This is a genomic window from Synechococcus sp. L2F, assembly GCF_024345695.1.
Lineage (GTDB): Bacteria > Cyanobacteriota > Cyanobacteriia > PCC-6307 > Cyanobiaceae > MW101C3.
On the sequence record NZ_JAGQBP010000002.1, the window covers coordinates 226016 to 252507 of the forward strand.

The window sequence follows — 26492 nt, forward strand, 5'->3', positions numbered from 1 at the left end:
GCAGAAAGGCCGGCAGCTCGCCGCCGAAATCCCCCAGATCCGGTGAAGGGGAAGCGTGTTCGCTCGCGCAGCGGGCGGCCATGGCCGCAAAGAAGGGCTCCCCCACCAGGCGCTCACAGATGGGATAGATCTCCAAAGGAGGCCTTGGATGCCCCAAGGCCTCCTTCCGGCCAGGTGATGGCAAGCGATCGGCTGACGCGTCAAGCTGCAGAGCCTGACCTGTACTCCGCATGCACAGAGAACGCGCTGCCGGTGAGTTCGATATCGCTACGCGCGATGCCGGCCTTCTTTGCCGCGAGCTTCCATCCATCGATGGCACTCACAACATCCTCAACAATCTGCCCTCCGCGTTCTTCATCCAGCCCATAGAACAGCGCGGTGGATAGCACCGTTGTGAGACTCGGCCGGTTGTCCGAGTCGTCGATGTTGAGGACGTGTTCTGCCTTATCGACGTTGGGGTTCACGTCGAATGCAGGTGCGAGACGCCAGCCGTTATCGGCCAGCACAAATCCGTGGTTGCGCAGATGGTCGTCGCGATTGCCGATCGCCACATTGAATGCGACGCGGCGGAACAACTGCTCCAGGTCAGCACTCGTATGCGCACCATCGCCTCGCGTCCGAAGGAGCTGGGCCAGTTCCAGATAGCTTGCGCCCTCGCTCTGCTCCTTGCGAAGCAAGGTCATCGCGGAGGCATAGAAGCGCCGCATGCCCTTGGCGCGGTCGAAGCGCTGCACGCAGAACGTATGGAACGCGTTGCTCAACCGCACGACCTTGGCTTCTGGCACGTCCACGCCGGCTTTCTGCGCCAAGCCGTGCACGACGTGTTCCCAGGCGCCGACGTCCCGGTCGTCGTTTCGCGCTGGGAACTTGCCGATCCAAAGCGAACCGTCTGCGTCCTTAAAGTTGGCTTTCGGGCGTGCACCACCCAAGGACGCACCCGGTGCAACCAGCACGGCCAACCACTTGCGCAGCGCGTCCAGGTCGTCGATGCGCCGGTCGCTGAGCTGATACGCGACCGCCTCCAGATCCCGCAGCGTGGTGACGGGCGGTGCGGCCATCGTCTCGTTGCCCAGGAACTCCTGCGTTCCGACCTCCCGAAAGCGCAGGCCGCCTTGCCGGGTGAAGTCCTGGACTCCGAGCAGGAAGTCCCACGAGTACAGCGTCCGCGGAGGACGTTTCTCGTCCTTCGCTTGCAGGGCCTCGCGACGCTTCATCAATGTCTGCCCCCAACGGTCCGGCGATGAGTCCAGAAAGATGCCGAAGTTGCCCAACTCGGGATTGGGAAAGAACGGTGCGTTGTCCAGCGACAGGTCCGGGTCGATCGAGAACGCGCGGGCGTCGTTTAGCCACGCTGGTTCGTATTGGAAGCGGATCTGCCCACGGTCATGCGCCAGGGTGCCGACCCGGCATGGCGGCCCCAGGTCACAGTCGAGCCACACCTCTACGGCGTTGTCCTGGCCGCTCATGATGCGTTCCCCGTGCCGTTCGCGCGGCCGCCAGGAGCCTTGGGTGCATCGGCGGAGGCTTGTCTGCGCCGCGCCAGTGATGCGGGCGGTTTGAAGACCAGGTCTTGCAACCTGCGGCCCACCTTGTCGTCTGCCGCCAAAGCATTGAAGTCGGCTTCAAGGCCGAGGACCGCCATCACGCGCAGGTAAGTGCCCAAGGTGGCTCCCGGGTCGCCCGCCTCCACTTTGTAGAGCGACGTTCTGGAGATGCCGGCCCTCTGCGCCACGACGGCGTTGCTCAGCTTGCGCCGCAGGCGTGCGAGCCTCAGCCGCTCGCCCAACTGGGAAAGCAGCCTTTGCTCCTGCGGGAAGACGACCGGGGACTTGCTTGGCATTTCGCCATTATGGACATTCTTCAGAGCAAATGTCCATAATGGCGGACTTCTTGCATGGAATCGGCTGCGTGCAGGCAACTTTCTCGCAGTTCCGGCGCCGCAATCCCCCAGATCCGGTGGGCTGGAAGCGTGCTCGCTCGCGTACCGGGCGCCCCCGCCGCTTGGCTCGCCATCCTTTGAGAGCATGGACGGATCTCCCTGACCCCAGCTGTGACCGAGGCCTCCGCCGCCCCCAGCCCTGATGGCGCCGCTGCCGCCGAGGCCCTGCCTAAGACCTACGACCCAAGCGGCACGGAAGCCCGCTGGCAGGCGGCCTGGGAGGCGGCGGGCGCCTTTCACCCCGACCCCAACGCTCCCGGCGAACCGTTTTCTGTGGTGATCCCGCCGCCGAACGTGACCGGCAGCCTGCACATGGGTCACGGCTTCGAGACGGCCCTGATCGACACGATCGTGCGCTTCCAGCGCCTGCGCGGTCGCAACGTGCTGTGCCTGCCCGGCACCGACCACGCCTCGATCGCGGTGCAGTCGATCCTGGAGAAGCAGATCAAGGCGGAAGGCGGCAGCAAGGACGACCTGGGCCGCGATGCCTTCCTCGAGCGCGCCTGGGCCTGGAAGGCCGAGAGCGGCGGCACGATCGTGGGCCAGCTGCGCCGGCTCGGCTATTCGGTGGATTGGCGGCGCGAGCGCTTCACGCTCGATCCCGGCCTCAACAAAGCAGTGGTGGAGGCCTTCGTGCGCCTGCACGAGCAGGGGCTGATCTACCGGGGCGAATACCTGGTGAACTGGTGCCCGGCCTCGGGATCGGCGGTGAGCGATCTGGAGGTGGAGATGAAGGAGCTCGACGGGCACCTCTGGCACTTCCGCTACCCGCTCAGCGAGGGCCCCGCGGGTGAGGCCGCCGGTGACGCCGCCGGCCTGGATCATCTGGTGGTGGCCACCACCCGGCCCGAAACCCTGCTGGGCGACACCGGCGTGGCCGTGCACCCGGACGACCCCCGCTACGCCGCCCTGGTGGGCCGCACGATCACCCTGCCGCTGGTGGGGCGTCAGATCCCGATCGTGGCCGATGCGCACGTGGATCCGGCCTTCGGCACCGGTTGCGTCAAGGTGACGCCCGCCCACGACCCCAACGACTTCGCGATCGGCGCCCGCCACGGCCTGCCGCTGATCACGGTGATGGCCAAGGACGGCTCGATGAACGCCGCCGCCGGCCGCTTCGCCGGGCTGGATCGCTTCGAGGCGCGCGCGGCGGTGGTGGCGGCAATGGAAGCGGAAGGGTTCCTGGTGAAGGTGGAGCCGCACCGCCACAGCGTGCCTTTCTCCGATCGGGGCAAGGTGCCGGTGGAGCCGCTGCTCTCCACCCAGTGGTTCGCGCGGGCCGAGCCGCTGGCCGCCCGCTGCCGCGCAGCGCTCGATCAAGGCGAACCCCGCTTCGTGCCGCAGCGCTGGGAGAAGGTCTACCGAGACTGGCTCACCGACATCCGCGACTGGTGCATCAGCCGCCAGCTCTGGTGGGGTCACCGCATTCCCGCCTGGTTCGTGGTGAGTGAAACCGGCGGCGTGATCAGCGACGCCACCCCCTACGTGGTGGCCCGCGACGCCGAGGAGGCCCAGGCCAAGGCCGAGGCGCAGTTCGGCGCCGCCAGCCGGGCGGCAGGCCGCCCGCTGCAGCTCGAGCAGGACCCCGACGTGCTCGACACCTGGTTCTCCAGCGGCCTCTGGCCCTTCTCCACCCTGGGCTGGCCCGATGCGAACGCCGCCGATCTGGCCACCTGGTATCCCACCAGCGTGCTGGTCACCGGCTTCGACATCATCTTTTTCTGGGTGGCGCGCATGACGATGCTGGCCGGCGCCTTCCTGCAGGAGGACGGCGTGCCGGTGGGCGGCCGCGACACCTGGATCCCCTTCCGCGACGTGATGATCCACGGCTTGGTGCGGGATGAGAACAACCGCAAGATGAGCAAGAGCGCCGGCAACGGCATCGATCCGCTGCCGTTGATCGAGCGCTACGGCGCCGATGCCCTGCGTTTCGCCCTGGTGCGCGAAGTGGCCGGCGCCGGCCAGGACATCCGCCTCGACTACGACCGCGCCAGCGGCAATTCGGCCACGGTGGAAGGGGCGCGCAACTTCGCCAACAAGCTCTGGAACGCCACCCGCTTCGCCCTGATCAACCTGGGCGGCGAAACGCCCGCCAGCCTTGGAGAGCCTGATCCGGCCGCGTTGACCCTGGCTGACCGATGGATCCTGTCGCGGCTGGCGCGTGTGAACGGCGAAACGGCAGAGCGCTACGGCAGCTACGCCCTGGGCGAGGCCGCCAAGGGCCTCTACGAGTTCGCCTGGAACGAGGTGTGCGACTGGACGATCGAACTGCTCAAGCGGCGCCTCAACCCCCGCCCCGCCGTTGAGGGCGAGCCGCTCAGCGCTGAGGTGCTGGCGGATCAGCGCGTGGCCCGCCAGGTGCTGGCCAAGGTGCTGAACGAGCTGCTGGTGCTGCTGCATCCGCTCATGCCGCACCTGAGCGAGGAGCTCTGGCACGGCCTCACCGGCGCCCCCGAGGGCACCTTCCTGGCGCTGCAGGCCTGGCCGGTGGTGGACGCCGCCGCCCTCGACGCCCCCCTGGAAGCCCAGTTCGCGGAACTGATCGAGGCGATCCGGGTGGTGCGCAACCTACGCGCCGTGGCCGGGCTCAAGCCCTCGCAGGCCGCACCCGTGGTGTTCGTGACCGGCCGGCCGGAGCTGGCCGCCGTGCTGCGCGCCGGCAGCGGCGACATCACCGCCCTCACCCGGGCGGCGTCGGTGGAGGTGCGCGACACCAGCGGTGGTGCCAGCGCTCGCTGCCTGGCGGCGGTGAGCGGCGAGCTTCAGGTGCTGCTGCCGATCGAGGGCCTGGTGGATCTCGACGCCCTGCGCGGCCGGCTGGAGAAAGACATCGCCAAGGCCGAGAAGGAGATCAAGGGCCTGGCCGGCCGCCTGGCCAACCCCAACTTCGCCGGCAAGGCGCCGCCGGAGGTAGTGGCCGAGTGCCAGGCCAACTTGGCGGAAGCTGAAGCCCAGGCCGCCCTGGCGCGGCAGCGGCTGGCGGATCTTGGAGCCTGATGCACGTGCTAATGCCCTCATAAGCCGTCGTTAACGAGCCGGGGCCGTGGCTGGCTGAGGGTTCTAGGGATCCCCTTGCCGATCACGTTCGTGTCTACCGCCGCGACCCGGTCCGAGTTCCCCTTCCTGGAGGAATCCGACTACTCCCAGCGCTCCTCCAGCCCGGAGCTTCCCTCCCTGACGCCGTTCCCGACGCAGGAGGAGCCCAAGGTTCCCGCCGAGTCCCCGGCAGGGTTCGCCGCCTCCCGGCAGCCCCGCTTCAACGATGTGCAGGATGACGTCGGCGATGACGATCGCCTCAGCAGCAGCAGTAGCAGCAGTAGCAGTAGCAGTAGTCGTGGTCGTGACGGCGAGCGTGGCGGGCGCGGCAGGCCCCCGGCACCGGCCGATCCCCTTCTGGCCAGCCTCAACCTTTCGCCGACGCCTCCGGCCCCAGGCGCCGCACCAACTGAGCAGTTCCAGACGGAAATCTCCGCCTACGTGAGGCTGGGCGGCAAGCTCTTCCTGCTCTCCTCCGGTGGCGGCAGCACCCTGCAGGTCACCGATGCCAGCAACCCCCTGGCACCGGGGTTACTCCAGCGGGTGTCCCTCGGCGCTTACATCAGCCAGTCGGTGGCGACCTACGACGACCTCGTGGCAGTCGCCCTCTCCCCCAACGACTACGCCACCAGTGCCGGCAAGGGGCTGGTGCGCTTCTACCGGATCGACAGATCCGGCACCCTCACCCTGGTGAAGGACGTGGAGGTGGGCTACCTGCCCGATGGCATCGCCTTCAGCAAGGACGGCAAGAAGCTGGTGATCGCCAACGAGGGTGAGCCGATCGCGAACTACGCGATTGACCGCCCCGGCAGCATCGGCATCATCGACATCAAGGGCAGGCCCGGCAAGGAGACCTTCAGCTACACCGACTTGAGCTTCGCCGGGTTGACCCTGCCCAGCGGGATCCGCATCTCCGGGCCAGCCGGCACCACCCAGGCCACCGACATCGAGCCTGAGTACGTCTCGATCCTGGGGAACACCGCCTACGTGACCCTGCAGGAGAACAACGGCGTCGCCAAGGTCAACCTCAGGACCAACACGATCGAGGCGATCTTCGCCCTCGGCAGCGTCGACTTCAGCACCCAGCTCGTTGACATCAGCGATCGGGACGGTCCCCCTCCCGCTGGCAGCAGCACCGGAACGCCCCTGATCAACCCCGTTCTCGGCAACAACGTGGTGGGCTTGAGGATGGCGGACGGGCTGGCCGCCTTCAGCACCAGGGGAAAGGATTACTTCATCACCGCCAATGAGGGGGATGGCCGTGAGTACGGCACCGCCGGAACCCCCGGCTTCTACCTCGACGAAACCCGGCGCCTGGGTCGACTCAAGACTCTCAGTGAAGACACCACCGCTCCCTTCACCGCCTTCGGCAGCCGCAGCGTCAGCATCTTCGATGCCACCACCGGTGCCCTCGTCTGGGACAGCGGCAACACCCTGCAGACCGTCGCCATCGCCGCCGGCGTCTACGACGACACCCGCAGCGACGACAAGGGCGTCGAGCCCGAAGGTGTCGTGGTCACGAAGCTGAACGGCCGCACCTACGCGATCGTCAGTGCCGAACGCGGCACCAGCAGCCTGCTGGCGGTGTTCGATATCACCGACCCAGCCCAGGCCAGCTTCGTCACCAGCACCGTGCTGGCCGGCAGCGTGTCCCCCGAGGGCCTGCTCGTGATCGACGCGAAGGACAGCCCCACCAGGCGGGACCTGCTGGTGGTCTCCAACGAGGTGTCCAACACCTTGAACATCCTCGATCTCGGCGCCCTGATCGCCGCGCCCCCGGTGGCCGGCGCCGGCAGCTTCACCTCCACCATGCTCAAGGACGTGGCCGGTGGGGCGGAGCTGACGATCTCCAGCCTGATCACCAACGGCGAGTTCACCAACGGCACCGCGCCGGGCAGCAGCGTCTATGTGCCGCCGGGCATCTTCGATGGACAGGGCGCCTACAGCAATGGCGATGGCACCTACACCCTGCTCGTCAACCACGAACTCGGCGCCAGCGCGGGCTACGCCTACACCGCCGAAGGCCTGAACTCCTCCGTCAACGGTGCCCGCATCAGCCGCTTCATCGTTGACATCGATGCCGACGACAACGCCGCCAACGGCTTCCAGTCACGGATCCTCAGCGGTGGCCTCGCCTATGACAGGGTGATCGGCACCGATACCAACGGCTTCGATCGCTTCTGCTCCGCCAACCTGGTGGAGGCCAACAGCTTCGGCGCCGGCCGCGGTTTCGCTGATCGGATCTTCCTCACCGGTGAGGAGGTGTTCGGCGGTGGCGGCGGCGCCTTCTATGCCCTCGATACGGCCAGCAACGACCTCATTCAGGTGAATGCCTTCGGCAAAGGCACCTGGGAATCCGCCACCTTGATCGACACCGGCAACGCCAACACGGTCGCCGTGCTGCTCCTCGATGACGCCAAGGCTCCCCTGCGACTCTGGGTCGGCGAGAAGACGGCCGGTGGCTTCCTGGAGCGCAACGGCCTGGCGGAAGCCAACGGCGCCCTCTACACCTTCGTGCCCACGGGCCTGGCGGAATCCGGTATCGACGCCACCGCCGGTCCCGATTCGGATGACCTCAAGGCCCTGGCCCTTGGGGCTCCCCTGGCCGGCAGCTGGGTCAAGATCGAGAAGCCGGCGGGTAAGGCCAGCTACGCCGACCTCACCGATGCCGAGATCCGCACCCTGGCCACCGACCTCGGGGCCCTGCAGCTCAGCCGCATCGAGGACGGGGAGGTCAACCCCCTCAACGGACAGCAGGTGGCCTTCGTCTCCACGGGCACGAAGGACTTCAGCAGCGGCGACCTGTACGGCAACGTCTACACCCTGAGCTTCGCCGATGCCTTCACCGCCGATGGCCGCCTGGCCAGCAGCGGTTCCAGCAGCCTGCGGGTGATCTATGACGCCGATCGCCTCGCTGACCCCACAACGGGCCTGCGGAACCCCGACAACCTCACCTGGAGCGCTGATGGTTCCCTCTACCTGCAGGAGGATCGTGCCAACGGCGGTGGACTCGACATCGCCAACGGCAACTTCGGCACCGAAGAGGCCTCGATCTGGAAGCTGAACCCCAGCGGGCCTGTCGATCCGGTCACGGGCGTGCCCTCGGAGCGGTGGGCCCAGATCGACCGCACCGCCGTCCCCACGGCCTACGGCCAGAGCCAACCCGGTGTGGTCACAGACCCCAGCAGCAGCGGTGTCGGCAACTGGGAATCCTCGGGGATCATCGATGTCTCGTCGATCTACGGCGCCGCACCCGGCACTGTCTTCCTGGCCAACGTCCAGGCCCACAGCCTCGGTGGAGGCAACATCAACGGTTCCGGCTACCTGGTGGAAGGGGGCCAGATCGATCTGATCGTCCAGACCGACCCGGTGATCTGATCCCATCGGCCCGTCGCGAGCCCAGCCCTCGGCCCCTCCTGTGAGGGGCCTTTTTTGTCAGGGGCCCTCGGCTGCCGCCGAAGCCGAGCATCACTCGATCGGGCTGAACCGTCCAGCATCAATGTCAGCTCCGGGCGGGCCCCGGCCAGGGACGCCAGCCCTGTGGCATGGGGGTGGCAGCACGATCGTGGACCAGCTGGGGCGGCTCGACCACTCGGTGGATTGGGGCGGTGAGCGGCGAGCGGCAGGTGCTGCTGGGGATCGAGGGCCTTGTGGGTCTCGGGGCCATGCACGACCAACTGGGGAACCATATCGCCAAGGCCGACGCGGAGATCAAGGACCTCAGCGCGCACCTGGCAAGCCCTATCTTCGCCGGCAAGAAGCCTCCCGAGGTGGTGGCACAATTCCGCGTCCATAGCGGAGGAGGAAGCCCAGAAGCAGCTGGCCCAGAAGCGACTGGCCGATCTGGCCCGATGAGCTGCGCGGCGAAGCTGGGCCTGGCTCAGATCCAGCGGCGCTTCCGGAAATACATGAGCAGCAGCACACCGGTCGACACCATCACCGCCCAGACCACGAAATAGCCCTCCTTCCACTTGAGCTCGGGCATGTGCTCGAAGTTCATGCCGTACACACCAGCAAGGAAGGTGAGGGGGATGAAGATCGTGGAGATCACGGTGAGCACCTTCATCACCTCATTCATGCGGTTGCTGAGGCTGGAGAGGTAGGTGTCATGCAGGCTGGCCAGAGAATCGCGTGAGGTCTCCACCATGTCGATCACCTGCACGGTGTGGTCGTAGAGATCGCGCCAGAACACGTTGGTGCGCTTGCCCAGCAGATCCGATTCGCTGCGCACGATCGCCCCCACCACCTCCCGCAGCGGCCACACGGCACGTCGCAAGGTGAGCATCTGCTGTTTGAGGCGGTGGATCTTCTTGATGTCGCCTGGATCGGGATGGCTGATCACCTGCTCATCGATCAGTTCCACCCCCTCGCCGATCCGCTCCACTGCCAGGAAGTAGTGGTCCACCACAGCGTCCATCAGGCAGAAGGCCAGGTAGTCGGCCGGCATCGTGCGCACGCGACCGCTGGCCGTGCGCAGCCGCTGGCGCACACTTTCGAACACATCACCCTCGTCCTCTAGGAACGAGAGCACCCAGGTGGGACCGAGGATCAGGCTCACGTGCTCGACCGTCACCCCCCGGTCGGCTCCAGCGTCGTCGAGCATCTTCATCGCCAGGAAGGCATAGCCATCGAACTCCTCCCACTTCGGCCGTTGGGAGGTGTTGGCGATGTCCTCGCGGGTCAGGGGGTGCAGATCGAAGGCATCGCCCAGTTGCTCGATCAGAGCGGTGTCGTGGATGCCGTTCACGTTGATCCAGCTGATCGTCGGACCGGCGTGGCAGGCGTTACAGGTGTCCAAGTCCGCCTGGTGCCATTCCTGGATCGTCTCGGCGCTGAACGTGATGATGTCGATGCTGGCCTGCTCGCGCCGCTGACGGCCCACGAACACCGTGGTGCCGGGCACCTGGAAGGCGGATTCGCTGCTGCCGCTGAGCGCCCTGCCCCTGCCCTTGCCCTTGCCGCTCGTTCCCTTGCTGCTCCTGCTCACCATCCTGTTGCCGGGCTGCTGATAGCGGATTCTGTGCCCGCTGTCGCCCACGTGCAGCAGCTTCTTGCTTCTGATGAAGCTTGAGGATGGTGATGCCCAGGTGGCTGCACTGGATTGGAGCTGCAGGTTCCCTCTCTTTCTGGCATGCCCTGGGTCTCCAGCGCTTACGGCTGGATCGGTGCTGGGCACTCCTTAATCCCCCTCAGGAGGAGGTTTAGCTCTGAGGCACCGGCAGACTGGGGACTTGCTGCCGATGGGCCGTGGTTGAGGGGAACAGGCAGGTCGTGCATGTGCCGTGGTTCAGCGGCATCTGCCTAGAGGGGGAGGTAGTGGGGCAATACGTGATGGATTGTGGCAAGGATCAGGAGCAACAGGCCATCACGACCCTTGGCACCTTGGAACTGGATGAACTGGCGCCGATTACGATCCTTGTGGGCGCCAACAATTCAGGCAAGTCTCGATTAATGCGAGAGTTGTTTAAGAGCCAGACATCAGCTAAGTTCAAAGCAACCACCAAAGACTGCCAAGATGTCAAGGTTGAACTTGGAGTTGACATAGCAACCTGGATCCAAACTATAACGGGCAAAGAAAACGCGGCAGATCAAATACCAAAGAATGGATGGATTCTGCGAAATGAGACGATCCTACGAGGCCATGTTCAATTGCTTGACAATCTAATAAGCACAGGAACGCGTCGTGGTCGCCAGTTGAGGCCTAATGAGCTTTGCATGCTTCAAGATTTGAAGCAGAAAATTCGCTGCTGCGGAATAAAGGAAGAACTAGCAGGCCTTGAGAATGTCAAGCGGTGCTATGTGCCGATACTGCGTGGAATGCGCCCACCCTTGAAGCCAGAGATAGCTGATCTGATCAATATGGCTGATAATGATTGGTATCGCCAGCGCACTATTCACGATTATTTTTCAGCAAGCGGGGATTTGCAGAAGCGCAGAGGCTTTGGCGATCAACAGATCTTCACGGGCCTCAGTCTCTTTAACGATCTACGCGAACGCCTTCTAGCAAAAACACAGGTGAAAAGAGATTCTGTTAGAGAGTATGAGCGTTTTCTCTCCAAGAACTTCTTTGCTGGCCAGGATACAACACTGATACCCGTTGAGGAGGGCAAAAACGATGTGGTGCATATCAAGATTGGAAACAACCAAGAGTATCCTATTCATGATCTCGGCGACGGGATGCAGAGCTTGATCATCTGCACCTATCCGATCATCACTGAAACCGAACAAGGCAGCCTGTTCTTTCTAGAAGAGCCTGATCTTTGCATGCACCCTTCCCTGCAGCGCACCTTCCTGGAGGTGCTCAAGACCTACCACCGCATGAAAGGGCACCAATTTTTTCTCACCACCCATTCCAATCACCTGCTTGATCTGCTGGAAGAAAACGAGTTGGTAAGCATCTTCAGCTTTTCACAAATCGAAAGCGGGTCATTGCCTGATTCTGGCCAGTCCACCAGCAATGCTGCCGTGAATTCCACTCCGTCAGTACCCAGGTTCAGGATTCGTGCCTCCAACCTGAGGGATCGCCAGACCTTGCTGGAGCTTGGAGTACGACCTTCGGCCACCTTCCTTGCCAATGCCACCATCTGGGTGGAGGGAATCAGTGACTGCGCATATCTGAGGGCGTACATGGAGGCATTTATTCAGTATTTACAAACGCGTGGCGATGAGGATTGCAAAAGTCTTGCCGCGCGGCTAGGGCAATACAAGGAAGATCGCCACTACGCCTTTGTTGAGTATAGCGGTGGAAATCTCACGCACTTCAGTTTTTTCTCGGATGCCTCTGAGAAAGATCAAGATCAAGATCAAGATCAAGATCAAGCCAATGCAGATAGAGCTACAAATGTGCCTAGTTTGTGCGCAACAGCCATCGTTCTCGCGGATGGGGATGTCAAGGGAAAGGCTGATCGCGAGCTGTTCTTTGCCCAGCAGCTCAACGAACGCTTCATCGTGCTGCCTTGCAAGGAGATTGAGAACATGATCCCGGCAGCTCTGATGAAAGAGCAGATTGAGCGCGATCACACGCGTCCAAATCGGGGGTCACTTGATCGATGCAAATTAGAACGCATTGACTACAATCAGTATGCTCGCTCACCCAAAGGAATTGGTACGTATTTAGGCGGAACTATTGACATCGATAAATACCAAAGAACATCAGGCAATTGCGAAGCATCTGGAACGCTCTCAACCTATTACAAAACGCGCTGGAGAAGCGAGGCAAATGGGATTCCGGCGCTAATTCGAGAAGCGCTGAATGATGAGTCCACCTCAGCCCAGCTAGGCGAGAGGCTCGAATCCGAAAACATGCCTGCATTCAGCGAGAGCAGTCATAACCGCCAGCTGCCCGACTACCTAACCCAAGATCTTCTCTGGCTCTGCACCCTTCTCTACGCCCACATCGCTGCATGCAACCACGACGCGTTGGCCAAGTCAAAACTCCAGGAGCTTCAAGGGGTTATTCAGCACTCGGCTAATGGCATTCAACCGAGTGCTGGTAACGCCGATGCGGACGAATCACTTTCTCCTTCGTGGCCGATCCAGTGTGCTGCTGATCGGACTTGCTTGCTTTCTAGCTATCTCTATTCAAGCGGTCGTCCCGAGCTTTCTCAACCCACTGCCACCGCTGCCATCGCACAACCTGAAGCAATACCTCCAACATGAATACGACCCAGTGAAGTCACTTCTTCTGTCGTCCCATTCTCTCTACGGGCGACTTGACTTATTCCCTGCCAATCTCAGATTCCCTGATCGACTGGCACAAGACAGAGCCCGAGAGCTCGTCATGACAAGGACATCGATTCCTGAACGGACGGCTGGTTTGTATCCCCTGAGCGGACGGCTGGCTTGAATTCCCAGTCCTTTCACCCTCATCCGTAGTGGGTCCACAACCGCAACATCTTGACCATGCGTTCTTCACGCAGCACTTGGTACACGAGCCGGTGCTGAATGTTGATACGGTGGGAGAAAGCCCAGCGTAGATCACCCACCAACGCCTCAATGGGCGGAGGTTGGCGGAAGGGATCATCTGTCAGCAGAAGGGGCATCTCCTGGGTCTTGGCCTTCAAGGCCCAGGAGATGCAGCGGCAAGCTTGTGGGCGTCTTTCTGGGCTTGCCGTGTGAAGCGAACGCTCCAGCCCGGCTGATCGCTGAGCTCTTCCGCCGACACAGCCAGGCCCTCGAGGATGGATTCGCGCATCCCCGAAATCGAAACCAGATGGAGGGTCTCCTGGACGGGCTGCCAATCCGATTCCGAGAGCAGCACGGCATTACCGCGCTTGCCTGTGATCTGCACGGGCTCGTGGGAGGAGGTCACCTCGTCGTTGAGGGCATTCAGCCGCTTGCGGGATTCCGTGGCGGAAAGGCTGGCCACCGGAAGTCGTCTGGCAGCGGCTGGCGGATCTGGACTGAGCCGGAACCGCCTAGGATGCACAGGTACATCCATGCTGGCCATGGCCACCACCCGCCTGTTTCGCAACGGCCATTCCCAGGCCGTGCGCATCCCTGCTGAGCTGGCCTATGCACGCAGCGACCTGGAGCTCGAAATCGAGCGGGTCGGGGATGAATTGCGCATCCGCCCTGCGGGCAAGCCGATCACCGGAGCTCTGTCGGCCCTGGCAAGCTTTTCGCCGGATTTCCTGGCAGCAGGCCGCGGGGATCAGGAGCAGGCGGAGCGGGAACAGCTGTGACGCGCACGGCTGTGAGCAGAGCAGCTGGGAGCAGAGCAGCTTTGAGGGAAGCAGCTGTGAGGGGCGCTTGATCAGCCAGCCATGAGCCTTCGCCCCCTCTACCTGCTGGACACCAACATCTGCATCTACCTGATGAAACACCAGCCCCCCCAGGTGGCAGAGCGCTTTGCTCGCTGCCGCGTGGGAGAGGTGCTGATCTCGGCCATTACCGCCGCAGAGCTTGAGTACGGCGTGATCGCCTCGGGGGACCAGGTGGAGCGCAACCGCCTGGCCCTGCAGCAGTTTCTGCTGGAGGTGCCGGTCGCCCCTTTCGATGGCCGCGCCGCCGGCGCCTATGGTCCCATTCGCCTGGCCAGCCGCGAACGGCGCCGCGATGCGCTCGACAAACTGATCGCCGCCCATGCCCTCGCGCTGGGCGTCACGCTGGTGACCAACAACCTGGCCGATTTCCAGCTCTATCCAGGCCTCGTTCTCGAGAACTGGGTGGCTGAAGCCGGGAGTGCCGGGGAGCCACAGGGCTGAGCCAGGACGTTGGCCGTGAAGGGCGAGGGCGAGGGCATGCCGCGCCCAACCAGCGTGGTCTCGCAGGCCTAGAGCCCCTTGCGATCGAGCGCGTCCGCCAGGCGGGTCACCGCTGAGGCCAGCTGGGCCTGCACATCGGGGACGGCGGCCGCCTCGGCCTTGGCCTCCTCCTTGCGCTTGGTGGCCTCGATGGCCTTGACGATCAGGAACACCACGAAGGCGATCACCAGGAAGTTGATCAGCGCCACGATCACGGCGCCAGCCGGCCAGGCATTGATCGAATCGACGTTGGCCGCCTTCAGGGCAGGCGTGAGCAGGCTGCCCATCACCAGGCTCACCACCGCATCCACCACCTTGCCGAAGGCGCCACCGATCACCACCGCCACGGCGAGATCGACCACATTGCCCTTGTTGATGAAGGCCTGAAAATCGGCCAGGAAACTGGAGCGGCGCGGGGCCATCACGAAACAGCGGAAGGATCGCCGACAACCTACGTGTGAAGGCAACGGATCACCCGTCCCCTACCCCACCCCAACCTGCTCCGTCACTCCCTATCCCGCATCCATCCCTCCCACCCTGTCGAAATGGGGCGCCGCCGTCCGTCATGGAGGTGAACCCCGACCCGGGGCCATCCCCTTCTTTTCGCGTCCCATGAACTACGCGGTCCTCATCTACGAAACCGAGCAGGATGTCGCCGATCGCCCCAGCCTGATGCCCGCCTATGCCGCCTACGCCCAGGCGTTGGCGGAGGCCGGCGCCCATCGCGGTGGCGAATGCCTCCACCCCACCCACACCGCCACCACCGTGCGGCTGCAGGGCGGCACCGCCCAGGTGCAGGACGGTCCCTTCCCCGACACCAAGGAGCAACTGGGCGGCTTCTTCCTGATCGATGTTCCCGATCTCGATGCCGCCCTGGCCTGGGCGGCGCGCTGTCCCGCCGCCGGCCGCTGCGCCGTGGAGGTGCGGCCCGTGCTGGCGATGGAGGGGAGCTGAGTGGAGGCGGCGCGCAGCGCCGAGCAGGCCGCCCGCCGCTCCTACGGGAAGCTGGTGGCCTGGCTCACGGCCCGCTGCGGCGATCCCGCCGCGGCGGAGGACGCCCTGAGCGAGGCCTTCCTGGCGGCCCTGGCCGACTGGCCCCGCCAGGGGGTGCCCCGCAGTCCGGAGGCCTGGCTGCTGGTCACCGCCCGGCGGCGCTGGCTCGATGGCCACCGGCGGACCCGCACCCAGGAGCGCCTGCTGCCGCTCCTCCTCGAGGAGGCGTTCACCATGCCCACCGATCCGAGTGCCGGCGCGGGCGAAGCGGCGGCCATCCCCGACGACCGCCTGCGGCTGCTGTTTCTCTGCGCCCACCCCGCCATCGATCCGGCCATCCAGGCGCCGCTGATGCTGCAGACGGTGCTGGGCCTCAATGCCGCCCGGATCGGGGCCGCCTTCCTGGTGGCTCCCGCCGCCATGGGGCAACGGCTGGTGCGTGCCAAGGCGAAGATCCGGGAGGCCCGCATTCCCTTCGTGCTGCCCCCCGCCCACGCCCTGCCGGCACGGGCGGCGGCGGTGCATCAGGCGATCTACGCGGCCTTCGGCACGGGCTGGGAGGAACCCGGCGCAGCGGGCGGCGGCAGCGACGGGCTCGCAGAGGAGGCCGTCCAGCTGGCGCGGCTCTGCGTTGAGCTGCTGCCGCAGGAACCGGAGGGGCGGGGGCTGCTGGCACTGCTGCTGCATGCCCAGGCGCGCCGTCCGGCCCGGCGCGACCGCCATGGCGCCTACGTGCCGCTCCAGGAGCAGGACATGCGGCTCTGGTCGCGGCCGCTGCAGGCGGAGGCCGAGGCGGAGCTGCGGCTGGCGGCGGCCCAGGGGCGGATGGGGCGTTTCCAGCTGGAGGCGGCGATCCAGTCGGTGCATGCCCAGCGGGCCGTGCACGGCCGGGTCGACTGGCCGGCGCTGCTGCACCTCTATGACGGCCTGATCCGCCTGGCCCCCAGCCTGGGGGCGCAGGTGAGCCGGCTGGCGGTGCTGGCCGAGCTGCGCGGTCCAGCCGCAGGGCTGGTGCCACTGGAAGCGCTCGGCGCCGCCGTGCCCGCGGCGGCCGCCTATCAACCCTGGTGGGCGCTGCGGGCCGAGCTGCTCAGCCGGCTCGGCCGCTGGCCCGAGGCGCGGGAGAGCTATGGGCGGGCCATCGCCCTCACCACGGACCCAGCGGCCATGGCCTTCCTGCGAGGGCGCTGCCCGTAGCGCCCGGCCTGCACTCCCCTACCGGGGTCCTGGCCTTCCGCTCGCTCCATGCCTTGCGGGTGAGCCGGTGGCCGCTCTGCAGCCACCGATCGCCAGCCGTTGAGTCCGTCCTGACGAGAGCCTCTGCGCATGGAAGCTGTAGACCAGCTGGTGCCACAGACGTGCGAGCGTGGGCACCGCGGCATGAAGGAGCTGGGCAGTCATCTCCACCATCAGCAACGTGGAGCAAACCTGGAAGCCTCGGCTCCAGTGCGTGCAGGAAGCTGCTACCGAAGGAAGTGCTGGGGCGCCAGTAGACCATCTCGGTGTCCCACACCAGCCGCGGATCGATAGCCGGCCACAGCTCGATCACACCGATCAGAATCTTGACAGTGCAAGCCAGCTTGCCGCAGCCATTGCATCCCATCGGACCGACTGGAAGGCAAGGGATGCATCTGGATCGACAGATCCAGCGAACCGCCGAGGTCATCCATCAGGCTGATGCCAAACCATCCCGTTTGACGTCGAGGGGAAAACTGACCGTGAAGGTGGTGCCATGGCCAGGTTGGCTTTGGACTGTGATCGTGCCGTGATGGTGATGGACAATTTCCTGGGCGATGGACAACCCGAGGCCTGTGCCACCCGTCGCACGCGAGCGCGACTTCTCGACACGGTAGAAACGTTCAAACAGATGGGGTAGATGTTCCGGCGCGATTCCAACCCCAGTGTCACTGATGTCAACACGAATGCAGCCTTGCTGAATGGCAGCAACCACGCTGACGCGGCCCGGAGCAGGTATATACTTAATGGCATTTTCAATAAGATTAAGAAAGAGACGAATCAGATGATCTGGGCTGCCTTGGATCAACAGATTGGGGACGATGAATGTGCGGAAAGAAAGGCCCGCAAGATCAGCCAAAGGTTGAGCCTGCACAGCAACTGCAGCCAGCAGATCGCTCAAGTCAATGAGATCCTGATCAGCATACCGGTGGCCCTGTTCCAGCCGAGATAGCAGCAGAAGATCACTGCTAAGACGAATCAGACGATCAACATCATGATCAATCAAGTGGAGAGATTCTTGATAGTCTGCGACGGTGCGGGGTTGACGCAGCGTCACTTGCAGCCGGCCCTTAAGAGCCGTCAGCGGTGTTCGAAGCTCATGAGAAGCGTCCATCAGAAACCGCCTTTCGAACTCAAAAGCCGACTGCAGTGAATCCATCATCTCATCAAACATCATGGCCAGGCGAGCCAGTTCATCATTAGAAGTTCCACGGTAATGAATGCGCTGAGCCAGATTTCCGCTAACCCTGATCTGCTTCGATATCTGCGTAATCTGCACAACCGGCTTAAGCGCACGGCTCGCCAGGAAGTAACCTCCCAAGCCCACCACTCCAAGAAGAATAGGAAGCTTGAGCAGATAGCGATTCGAGAGGTTCTGCAAGGTGGTGTCGATGGGCTGAAGAGAACGAGCCACCTTCAGCCATCCCGATGGCCTTCCACGACTCGTAAGGATTTCCTTTGTATACATTCGCCAGCGCCCTTCCCCAGTCAGCACGGTCTCAAAGCCAGGTTTTACGACTTGGTGAGCCGGAAGCATGGACGAATCGCCGAAACGCTCCTTCACAGCGCCATCATTCCCAAGCAACAAAATCACAACACCAGCATCACTCAACAATGACGCAATGATCGGCGCATCCTTACGTGGATCGAACACCAAGGTGTTAACTTCGTCATCAAGGGACTTCAAGGCTTGGATGGCATTCACCTTCAAGGCGCCATCAACCTGCTCAAGCAGCGTTCGCTGAAACTCGTGATAGATCAAGCGATCGGAGCCCAGCATAGTTAGACCCGCCAGAAGGCTGTACCAGGCGACCAGGCGAAACCTGAGATTGTGCCAGGGTTTCCAAAGCTTCATGGCGGTTTAAACGTTGGGGCTATGGGTCGGAAAGCTGAGCCTCACCATCAGCCCTGATGCAGTAACCCACTCCCCTAGCAGTCTGAATCAAAGAGAATGGCTCATTCTGATCAAGCTTTCGCCGGAGATAGCCAATATAGACATCAATAACCTTGAAGTCTCCATAATAGTCAAAATTCCAGACGTGCTGGGCAATTTGCGTCCGACTCAACACCTGGTTGGAGTGACGCATCAAGTACTCCAAGAGAGAAAACTCCCGCGGACTCAGATCAATGAGCCGATTGCCACGCTTCACCACCCGTTGGGCGGTATCCATCTCAAGGGTCCCAACCTTGAGCAACACGTCTGTCTGAAGGGGAGGCCGCCTCAATAGAGCTCGCAACCGGGCCAGCAGCTCCGTGAAGTCAAACGGCTTGATCAAATAATCATCTGCGCCAGCATCCAAACCCAGCACACGATCCTGGACGGTGTCCAACGCCGTCAACAACAGAACTGGTGTTTTTAATCCCTGTCTCCGCAGCTCCCTAAGGACGCTCAGGCCGTCCAGTACAGGAAGCATGACGTCGAGAACAACAGCATCGTAATCAGCTGCCATTGCATAGTTCACGCCATCGCGGCCATTCAAGGCAAGATCAACGGCGTATCCCGCTTCCCCCAGCCCTTGATGAATGAACCTGGAGATACCTGCATCGTCTTCAACTACTAACACGCGCATAGCAGATCGGCAAAGAACCTCCACTGAGTCATGGCAACAGAAAGGCGTGCATGGGCTAACCGTCATGGTACCGCCGCGAGATGATCCTTCATGCTGTCCTCAGCGTAGAAACGGCACTGCAGCCTGATCTCCAGAGCTTCCACGACACAAAGCCTGGGCCACTTTCCAGTGGAAGGCCGTGAGAGCGTGATGGGGTCAGTGAGGGTGGCACAGAGCATCGCTCGCAGCGGCCACCTCATCACAGTCACGGAGATCCAGTGGTGGATAGGAAGCACGGGATCCCGGATTGAGATGGGGACGCTGCCAATCCAGACTGTGCTCAGCGAAGTGTTGCTGGATGGCCCACTGCCGAGGCCTGGGGAAGGGCTCAGCAGCCAGCAGTGCCCGCGCCAGGATCTTGCAGCGGCCCAGGCCAAAACCTTGTGCATCTCCAGGGGCTTCGGCGAGTCCGATGCCAGGGGCAAGTGGCGCGGTGAAGAGAGGGATCGGATCTTGTAAGTGAGGGCGGAGCCTGGGGTAGTGATGCTGCAAGACGGCCCGTAGATTCACATAGTGCCTGGATTCCAGAGTCAGAATTGCAGCATCAAAGCGCCCATAGGACAAAGGCTCGGCGAGGACCTTCAAAGTAAATGGACAGGATTCGCGATTGAGCTCGCAGCTCAAGATTTCCATCAGCAGGATCGCCCCCTCCACGGTGACATGGAAGAAGAGGTGAAAAGAAGCCTGATCAGTGGCAGGTTGTCCACCATTGCCAACCGCCATGTAGTACTCCCCAACGAAAGAAGAATTGGGCAGACGCAAGGACAATCGAGTGCCAACAGATCCCTCGGACGAACCCAACGCCAGATCGGCAGTGGGATCAATCCAAAGATGCAGACCATCTTTCTGAACCTGGTAACGGCTTCCCTCCACTCGGGTCACGACCCAGTTGGGGTCGACGCACCCTGTGCCGCTATTGGCCGCCTGGATCTGGCCAATGAAATCAAGATCCAAGCCTGCATAGGTGCTGTTCTTGTACTCTGTGTTAAGCGTAGGCATTGACAATCGCGATTCTTGCTCCCCGCTGAAGTAGATGTCATACAGATAATTCCTGAGCTGACGCAATAGATCCGCCTGCTTTAGCTCATCTGGCAAAGCATTGTACCGTTCTGCCTCCGTTTCAGAGGCGGCACTGCCTCGCACTTGAGTGACATCGAGCAGTGCGTAAGACGGATGTTCAATCAGAGGAGGATCGATACGAACATTCTCAGTCAAATCGGTCAGCGCTGCATCGAGGGAATAGTGCTGCAGCCAACGGGGCAAGAACACCTCTGAGTGCGAAGCTGGATGGCTGTTGGTGCAATGGGCTTTGCTAAAGGCAACGTGAACCATCTCACTAGGAGGGGAATCTGGAGGCTCGATGCCTGAGAAGTGCGAACCGAGGTCACCAAACACCGTTGACATGGCGGCTTCAGGATGACACAACAGCGACCTTGCAACCTGCAATATGGAAATCTCCAGATTGCCAAATGGTTCTCGGTAAAACAACCGTTCCTGAATCACCTCGATCAACCCCAGGCCAGCAAACCGCAGCACCCGTTCCTGAAAGTCAGGAAAAACCTCAAGAATTGCAGGGAACTGTGCCAGATAGGCCTTGATCAAGGCGGCCAGTGAGGGCTGAAGTGTCTGCAACGGCACTGCCGCCAATTGCAGCGAGACAGCAAGATCAATATCCCTGCTGAGGGCAAGACTCTGAAGCCAGATTCTCAGATACTCAGTGATTATCGCCCCTACATCGAATGCCGGATCGCCCCATGCCCACTGCTCCCAATCAATCACCCGGATGACTCCTTGCTGATCAGGGAGGTGCAGAGCCGCCAAGGAGGTGGGCAGGGGCGAGGGCTCCCACCGAGGCCAATCCTGGTGAACCAGGATGTTTCCAAACTTGAGGTCGTTATGAATCAGGCAGCATGGTGTGTAATCTGCTTGCAGACGAGAGAGCGCTTCCGAAAGGTGGGCAGAGCGCTGGTAAAGCTTGTAGAACATGAGGCCATCCAGCGACACTCGCCGAAAGAGACCAGGCGTCAGATTCTCCAATTCACCACAGAAGTCAGGCCCATTGCCCCTGTCCCCCTCCATACGGGTGTATTCCGGAGCGAGTTGGAGCTGATAGTCCCGACGTTGAAATGTTGCCTGGTGGAGCGTAGCCAGGCCGATTCCGAGTGCGGTGGCGACGCGCAGGGGAAACTGCTGGGAGCCCGAGTAGAACTTGCCAAGATCCCAATACTTTTCTAAAAATCGGAGAATCAGGATGCCATTGACGGCATCATAATTCACCCCTTCGGACATGATGGGCTGCAGCTCGCGGAGCTGATCATCGGTATCAAGCAATTGATAGATGCGCCACTCTTCGAGAAAACTCTGCTTGGGTCCTTCCTCATCCCGAAACGGTGCTTGCTTGACCAATAGGCTGGTTGTCATCCCATGGTGGCTGCCGCCTGTGGAGAGCTGCACCAGGAGATTGAGATTTTTGCCTGAGAGTGCCTTGACACTCAGCACTTCATCATCAGGGCCGCAAAGGCCTTGCTGAACCAAGTAATCAAGGATGGTAGAAGATTCCAGGCGTAGAGGCATCGTCAGGCATTCATCATTCCAAGCACTTCCACCATGGACTGAGACTTGCTCCAAGTCGAGATTTCGAGAATGCCACTTGACAATCTCGAAACCTCGACAGGTCCCAAAGTTGTTCTCAGGGATGCGCCACTGTCGGTTTCCCCAACAGGGGTTGCAAGCCCTGGATCATCGGCCTAGGGGAACGTCAGGACAATCCGCTCATGCGGCTGGGACGGCTGGCGCGGGTGGGACGGCTGGCGCGGCTGCGGCGGCTGCGGCGGCGCCTGCCATTGCCACCTGAAATGGAGGCCTCATCCTCTGGGGTGAGATCAGTGAGGAAGCTATCTGCCCCTGACAGCAGATTCAGACCCAACAGGGCTGCATTGGTCGAAGATTCAGTTGCCATGGTGTTCTCCTTTGACTGGTTAGAATTTGGGACGGGGATAATGATGGTCAGTCGACGCCTCTGCCTGTACTGCATGATTAGCCGTGCAGTCAACAGATGGGTCATCTGTCCGCCTGTTCAGCTTGAATGGCTGAACTGAATGAACAGTAAAAGTTCGGCGGTAAGAGGACGGAAGGAAATTGGCAAGAAAACTCTTATGTCGGCACAGGGTGAGAACGTCCCCCTGCGTCAGCGAGGTTGTGGCGTCATCCGCCCTGTCCAGCGGAGGGCGGTGCGCCTGCCAGCCTGGTCACGCACAGCAACGGCCGTGACCGTCGCAGCGAAGCTGCTGACGCGCCTGTCGCCTGCCCCGAAGGCTTGAGGAGACCGGTGAGACGCTCAGTCCGACTCGGAGGACCGTGGTGGCTCTGCAGCGAGCAGGGCCTGCAGGCCTGCTTCGTCGATCACGGCCACACCCAGGCTCTCGGCCTTGCCGAGCTTGCTTCCCGCCTCCTCGCCAGCCACCACAAAGCTCGTCTTCCGGCTCACCGAGCCTGTCACCTTGCCACCGGCGGCCTCGATCAGCTCCTGGGCACGGTGCCGGGTCAGGCTGGGCAACGTGCCCGTGAGCACCAGTGTCTTTCCTGCTAGAGGCTGGGACTGGGACCTGCCGCCTCCGTCAGGAACGGCGCCGGTGCTGGCCAGCGTCAGACCCAGCTGCGCCAGGTCGTTGAGCAGGCGCTCGTTCGCGGGGATGGCAAACCACTGCTGCAGCGACTGAACGATCTCGACGCCAATGCCATGGACTGCGGTGATCGCCTCCGGGGCCTCGAATGCCGCCGTGGCGAGAGTAGCGGCCGAGGGGAACACCCTGGCCAGCGCCTTGGAGTTCACCTCGCCCACGTGGTGAATCCCAAGGCCATAGAGCTGGCGATGCCAAGGCTTGGCCTTGGAGGCCTCCAGCGCCGCCGCCAGATTCGACGCCGACTTCTCCCCCATCCGCTCCAGGCTGGCCAGCAGCGCGGCGTCGAGCCGGTAGAGATCGGCGATCGAGCGCACCAGCCCTCGGTCCACCAGCTGCTCGATCAGCTTGCTGCCGAGGCCATCCACGTCGAGGGCCGCCTTGCTCACCCAGTGGCGCAGCGAGCCGCGCAGGATCGCCGGGCAGCTGCTGTTGACGCAACGCGTGGCCGCCTCCCCCGTCTCGCGCACCAGCTCAGAGCCGCACTCCGGGCAGGCCTGGGGCAGGGCCAGCGGCGTTGCCCCTGCCGGCCGCAGTTCGACCAGCACCCGCACCACCTCTGGGATGATCTCACCCGCCTTGCGCACCACGATCGTGTCGCCGGCGTGGAGATCGAGCTCGGCCAGCCGGTCGGCGTTATGGAGGGTGGCGCGGCTGACGCTGGTGCCGGCGAGCGCCACCGGCTCGAACTCCGCCACCGGCGTCACGACCCCGGTGCGGCCCACCTGGGCCACCAAGCGCAGCAGCCGGCTGGGGGCCTCCTCGGCGGCGTACTTGAGGGCGATCGCCCAGCGCGGCGCCTTCTGGGTGAAGCCGGCCTCGGCCTGGAGTCGCAGGTCGTTGAGCTTCACCACCACCCCGTCGGTGGCGTAGGGCAGGGAGCGCCGTGTCTCCTCCCAGGCGCTGAAGAAACCCTCCACCGCGGCCAGGTCGGGCAGGAGTTCGGCATTGGGATTGACCCGGAAGCCGGCGGAGTGCAGCCACTCCAGCGAGGCCCACTGGCTGGTGGGCCGGGCCGGATCACTGGTCCCGCCGGCGCCGACCGGATCCCACTCCTCAGGGAGATGGAGGGTGTAGGCGAAGAAATCGAGACGCCGTGCGGCCACCACCTTCGGATCGAGCTGCCGCAGGGTGCCCGCGCAGGCATTGCGGGGGTTGGCGAACGGCGGTTCGCCGCGGGCTTCGCGCTCGGTATTGATGGCGCTGAAGGTGGCGTCGGGGATGAAGGCCTCACCGCGCACCTCCACCCAGGCCGGGGGGTGATCCAGCTGCAGCCGCAGCGGCACGCTCTGGATCGTGCGCACGTTGGCGGTGATCTCCTCGCCCCACGCCCCGTCACCGCGGGTGGCGGCCCGCACCAGCACCCCGTTGGCGTAGCTGAGAGCGAGGGCGTTGCCGTCGATCTTGAGCTCGCCCACCATCGGCAGGGCGGGCAGCGGTGCACCGACCTCGGGCAAGCGATCGATCGCGCGCAGCAGGCGGCCATACCAGGCCTCCAGGTCCTCCAAGCCGAAGGCGTTGTCGAGGCTCAGCAGTCCGACGCGGTGCTCCACCGTGCGAAAGCCTTCGGCGGGAGCGCCGCCCACCCTCTGCGTGGGGCTATCGGGACGCACCAGTTCGGGGTGGGCCGCCTCCAGCTCCAGCAGCTCGCGATAAAGCCGGTCATAGACCGGGTCCTCCAGCTCCGGGGCATCGAGCACGTAGTAGGCGTGCGCCGCGCGCTGCAGCAGGCGGCGCAATTCCTCGGCCCGATCCTCAGGCGATGCGTCGGGCATGGGAGGCGGCGCTGGCAAGGAGCGGCGGGATGGAGCGTCAGGCAGCGGCGAGTCTGTTGATGCGGTCCACCCGCCAGGCTTCCTCCACCTTCACGAAGGTGAAATCGAGCGGCAGTTCGTCCTTTGCCTCCGACTTCAGCTTCACCGTGAGGATGATCTGGCCGTCCTGGATGCGGGGCCGGCCGGATTTGAGGTTGCGGTACTTGTTGAGCTGCAGGCCCGCCAGGAAGCGGATGAACTGCTGCCGGTTCACGTGGGAGCGGTAGTTCTTGGTGGTGAGCAGATAGGCGCCATCGATCTGGCCCGAGGCCACCTGGGTGAAGAACTGCTTGAGCAGCGGGTTGATGCCGCGGGCGCTGATCACCAGCTTCACGGCCGTGTAGGTCCAGTAGAGAAGCAGGGCCCCGGCACCGGCCAACAGGGCCTTGGTGCCGATCGTCTGTGCCAGACCCCAATCCATGGCGAAAGCGCGCATCCTGAGCCTGGAGTCTGACCGACGGCCCCGCCAGACTGCCGGCCTGGTGACAACGCCCTGAAGCGGCATGCCCCTGGAGTCCTTGCTTCCGCTGTTCCACCGCCTCAACCGGGAGCACTTCGACGGCACCCTGGCGCCGCAGGGCCGCAGCCTGGTGGCGGTGCGCTGGAGCGATGCCCGCATGAACCGCACCGCCGGGCTCTACCGCAGCGGCCGGCAGCGCGACGGCACCCCGCTGTGCGAGATCGTGCTGTCGCGGCCGGTGCTCGAACCGCTGCCCCGCGAGGCCACGCTCGGCACCCTCTGCCACGAAATGATCCACGCCTGGATCGACCGGGTGCTGGGGGTGCGCGAGGTGCACGGCCCCCACTTCCGCGCCCGCATGGCCCGCATCAACGCCGCCCAGTCGGCGTTCGAGGTGAGCCTGCGCCACTCTTACCCGGTGCCGGTCAGTGCGGTGCGCTGGATCGCCCGCTGCCCCAGCTGCGGTGTCACGGCGCCCTACCGGCGGCGGGTGCGGGGCGTGGCCTGCCGCCTCTGCTGCGACCGGCTGCACGGCGGCCAGTGGCATGCCAGCTGCCAGCTCCTGTTCGAACCCGGTGGCGCCTAGGGTTCGCCGATGGATCGCGCCCTTGGCATGGAACTGTTCCTGGGGGTGCTGCAATGCGGCGGCCTGGCGATCGCCGTGGTGGGCCTGGGCCGCGAACGCTGGCTGCGCCGCCGCTGGGCCCTGCGCCTCAGCCGTTAGGGTCAAGGCGAAACGGTTCTTAGGGAAGAGCCGGGCCCATCAGGACGGACACAGGACAGAGCCATGAACGGTTCCGGTGACCCTTCCCGCCGCGGCAGACGCCGCCAGGGATCGCCCACGGCGGGCGGAACCTTCGATCAATGGATGGTGGCGGGGCGGCAGCTGGTGAACGGCGTGTCCGGGGCTCGCCCGGGCTCGCGTGGCCAGGCGCGTGGAGCCGGGGGCCGCACCGGTGCACGACCGGGCCTGGATGGTCTGGGTCGCTGGGTGGGCGAACGCTTCGACTGGTTCCTCGAAGGCGACGACGACTGGCCCGAACCCTGGCAGGAACGCCCCTCCCCCCAGGAGCGGGAGGCGCAGACCCCACCACCCCGCCGCCGCAGCGACCTTCCCACCGACGAGCGTTTCCGCACCGCCAGCCGGGAACCCGCCAGCCGCAGCCCCATGGGCAGAGCGCCTGAGCCGGCCAGGGAGTGGGACAGGGGAAGCGGCCCGGCCGCAACACCGGCTGGCCCCACCGCCAGTGGCGGGCGGCGGCCACTGGAGGCGATCTCCCGTCGCAGCGCCCCGCTGCTGCCACCCGCGCCCGACACCAACGATTGGCCCGAGGACGACAACTTCCGCCTGCCCCGCTGGCAGCGCCCCAGCGGGGCAGCCGCTGGGAGCGAGACCCCGCCGTCGTTGCCGCCGGCACGCACGCCCCAGCGCCCCCTGCCCCGCTCCAGCCGCCGGCGGGATTGAGCGGGGCAGCCGCGA

At 63.7% G+C, this 26492-nt stretch carries 21 protein-coding genes and 1 pseudogene; 10 read left to right on the plus strand and 12 right to left on the minus strand.

The window, feature by feature from the left end; all coding sequences use genetic code 11:
• Nucleotides 1-13: 13 nt before the first annotated feature.
• The 3 genes and pseudogenes from KBZ19_RS15200 to KBZ19_RS06035 form a co-directional block, all read right to left on the minus strand.
• Nucleotides 14-310: pseudogene (locus tag KBZ19_RS15200) on the minus strand (putative DNA-binding domain-containing protein); the annotation flags it as partial.
• Nucleotides 201-1466 (minus strand): type II toxin-antitoxin system HipA family toxin, encoded by a 1266-nt coding sequence (locus tag KBZ19_RS06030; protein WP_255100225.1) that lies wholly within the window; start codon nt 1464-1466, stop codon nt 201-203. The gene KBZ19_RS06030 and the pseudogene KBZ19_RS15200, both read right to left, overlap by 110 nt.
• Nucleotides 1463-1840 (minus strand): helix-turn-helix domain-containing protein, encoded by a 378-nt coding sequence (locus tag KBZ19_RS06035; protein ID WP_255100226.1) that lies wholly within the window; start codon nt 1838-1840, stop codon nt 1463-1465. The genes KBZ19_RS06030 and KBZ19_RS06035 overlap by 4 nt, the downstream gene beginning before the upstream one ends.
• 210 nt (nt 1841-2050) lie before the next feature.
• Here KBZ19_RS06035 and KBZ19_RS06040 point away from each other — a divergent pair, with 210 nt between their 5' ends.
• Nucleotides 2051-4936 carry a valine--tRNA ligase gene (locus KBZ19_RS06040; RefSeq protein WP_255100227.1) on the plus strand — a complete coding sequence of 962 codons (2886 nt, stop codon included), beginning with the start codon at nt 2051-2053 and terminating at the stop codon, nt 4934-4936.
• A 90-nt stretch (nt 4937-5026) separates the two neighbouring features.
• On the plus strand, nt 5027-8353 hold the full coding sequence (locus KBZ19_RS06045; protein ID WP_255100228.1) for a choice-of-anchor I family protein: 3327 nt from the start codon (nt 5027-5029) through the stop codon (nt 8351-8353).
• A 502-nt stretch (nt 8354-8855) separates the two neighbouring features.
• On the opposite strand, the gene corA is transcribed toward KBZ19_RS06045, so the two are convergent.
• Complete coding sequence (corA, locus tag KBZ19_RS06050; protein WP_255100230.1) at nt 8856-9962, minus strand: magnesium/cobalt transporter CorA; 1107 nt, start codon at nt 9960-9962, stop codon at nt 8856-8858.
• Nucleotides 9963-10222: 260 nt separating this feature from the next.
• Here corA and KBZ19_RS06055 point away from each other — a divergent pair, with 260 nt between their 5' ends.
• The gene (locus tag KBZ19_RS06055) at nt 10223-12634 is read left to right on the plus strand and encodes an ATP-binding protein (protein ID WP_255100231.1); all 2412 of its coding nucleotides are present in this window, start codon (nt 10223-10225) and stop codon (nt 12632-12634) included.
• 206 nt (nt 12635-12840) lie between these two features.
• Here KBZ19_RS06055 and KBZ19_RS06060 read toward each other — a convergent pair whose 3' ends face one another.
• On the minus strand, nt 12841-13038 hold the full coding sequence (locus KBZ19_RS06060) for a Txe/YoeB family addiction module toxin (RefSeq protein ID WP_315856326.1): 198 nt from the start codon (nt 13036-13038) through the stop codon (nt 12841-12843).
• Nucleotides 13035-13343, minus strand: coding sequence for a type II toxin-antitoxin system Phd/YefM family antitoxin (locus KBZ19_RS06065; RefSeq protein ID WP_315856327.1), 309 nt, complete (start codon nt 13341-13343; stop codon nt 13035-13037). Before KBZ19_RS06065 ends, KBZ19_RS06060 begins: the two co-directional genes overlap by 4 nt.
• Nucleotides 13344-13422: 79 nt before the next feature.
• Here KBZ19_RS06065 and vapB point away from each other — a divergent pair, with 79 nt between their 5' ends.
• Both vapB and KBZ19_RS06075 read left to right on the plus strand, forming a co-directional pair.
• Entirely contained in the window at nt 13423-13659 is a 237-nt protein-coding gene (gene vapB, locus KBZ19_RS06070) for a type II toxin-antitoxin system VapB family antitoxin (RefSeq protein WP_255100233.1), read from the plus strand.
• Between the two features lie 81 nt (nt 13660-13740).
• Entirely contained in the window at nt 13741-14181 is a 441-nt protein-coding gene (locus tag KBZ19_RS06075) for a type II toxin-antitoxin system VapC family toxin (protein ID WP_255100235.1), read from the plus strand.
• A gap of 68 nt (nt 14182-14249) precedes the next feature.
• On the opposite strand, the gene mscL is transcribed toward KBZ19_RS06075, so the two are convergent.
• The gene (mscL, locus tag KBZ19_RS06080) at nt 14250-14642 is read right to left on the minus strand and encodes a large conductance mechanosensitive channel protein MscL (protein ID WP_255100236.1); all 393 of its coding nucleotides are present in this window, start codon (nt 14640-14642) and stop codon (nt 14250-14252) included.
• Nucleotides 14643-14832: 190 nt separating this feature from the next.
• Between mscL and KBZ19_RS06085 the strand changes: the two genes are divergently transcribed.
• Nucleotides 14833-15174, plus strand: a complete 342-nt coding sequence (locus KBZ19_RS06085; RefSeq protein WP_094512211.1) for a YciI family protein — start codon at nt 14833-14835, stop codon at nt 15172-15174.
• The gene (locus KBZ19_RS06090; protein ID WP_255100238.1) at nt 15175-16410 is read left to right on the plus strand and encodes an RNA polymerase sigma factor; all 1236 of its coding nucleotides are present in this window, start codon (nt 15175-15177) and stop codon (nt 16408-16410) included.
• Between the two features lie 472 nt (nt 16411-16882).
• Here the strand turns inward: KBZ19_RS06090 and KBZ19_RS06095 are convergent, their stop codons facing one another.
• The 5 genes from KBZ19_RS06095 to KBZ19_RS06115 form a co-directional block, all read right to left on the minus strand.
• On the minus strand, nt 16883-18304 hold the full coding sequence (locus tag KBZ19_RS06095; RefSeq protein WP_255100240.1) for a cell wall metabolism sensor histidine kinase WalK: 1422 nt from the start codon (nt 18302-18304) through the stop codon (nt 16883-16885).
• Nucleotides 18305-18323: 19 nt separating this feature from the next.
• Nucleotides 18324-19019 carry a response regulator transcription factor gene (locus KBZ19_RS06100; protein ID WP_255100241.1) on the minus strand — a complete coding sequence of 232 codons (696 nt, stop codon included), beginning with the start codon at nt 19017-19019 and terminating at the stop codon, nt 18324-18326.
• 195 nt (nt 19020-19214) lie between these two features.
• Complete coding sequence (locus KBZ19_RS06105; protein ID WP_255100243.1) at nt 19215-21632, minus strand: T3SS effector HopA1 family protein; 2418 nt, start codon at nt 21630-21632, stop codon at nt 19215-19217.
• A 763-nt stretch (nt 21633-22395) separates the two neighbouring features.
• The gene (ligA, locus tag KBZ19_RS06110) at nt 22396-24513 is read right to left on the minus strand and encodes an NAD-dependent DNA ligase LigA (RefSeq protein WP_255100245.1); all 2118 of its coding nucleotides are present in this window, start codon (nt 24511-24513) and stop codon (nt 22396-22398) included.
• A 37-nt stretch (nt 24514-24550) separates the two neighbouring features.
• The gene (locus tag KBZ19_RS06115) at nt 24551-24973 is read right to left on the minus strand and encodes a hypothetical protein (protein WP_255100693.1); all 423 of its coding nucleotides are present in this window, start codon (nt 24971-24973) and stop codon (nt 24551-24553) included.
• An 82-nt stretch (nt 24974-25055) separates the two neighbouring features.
• On the opposite strand from KBZ19_RS06115, the gene KBZ19_RS06120 reads away from it, so the two are divergent.
• The 3 genes from KBZ19_RS06120 to KBZ19_RS06130 all read left to right on the plus strand — a co-directional run bounded on the left by KBZ19_RS06120 (nt 25056) and on the right by KBZ19_RS06130 (nt 26477).
• Nucleotides 25056-25598, plus strand: a complete 543-nt coding sequence (locus KBZ19_RS06120) for a SprT family zinc-dependent metalloprotease (protein ID WP_255100246.1) — start codon at nt 25056-25058, stop codon at nt 25596-25598.
• Nucleotides 25599-25607: 9 nt separating this feature from the next.
• A complete protein-coding gene (locus tag KBZ19_RS06125) occupies nt 25608-25736 on the plus strand; it encodes a hypothetical protein (RefSeq protein ID WP_255100248.1) in 129 nt (42 codons plus the stop codon).
• 63 nt (nt 25737-25799) lie between these two features.
• A complete protein-coding gene (locus tag KBZ19_RS06130; protein WP_255100249.1) occupies nt 25800-26477 on the plus strand; it encodes a hypothetical protein in 678 nt (225 codons plus the stop codon).
• The last annotated feature ends 15 nt before the right edge of the window (nt 26478-26492 follow it).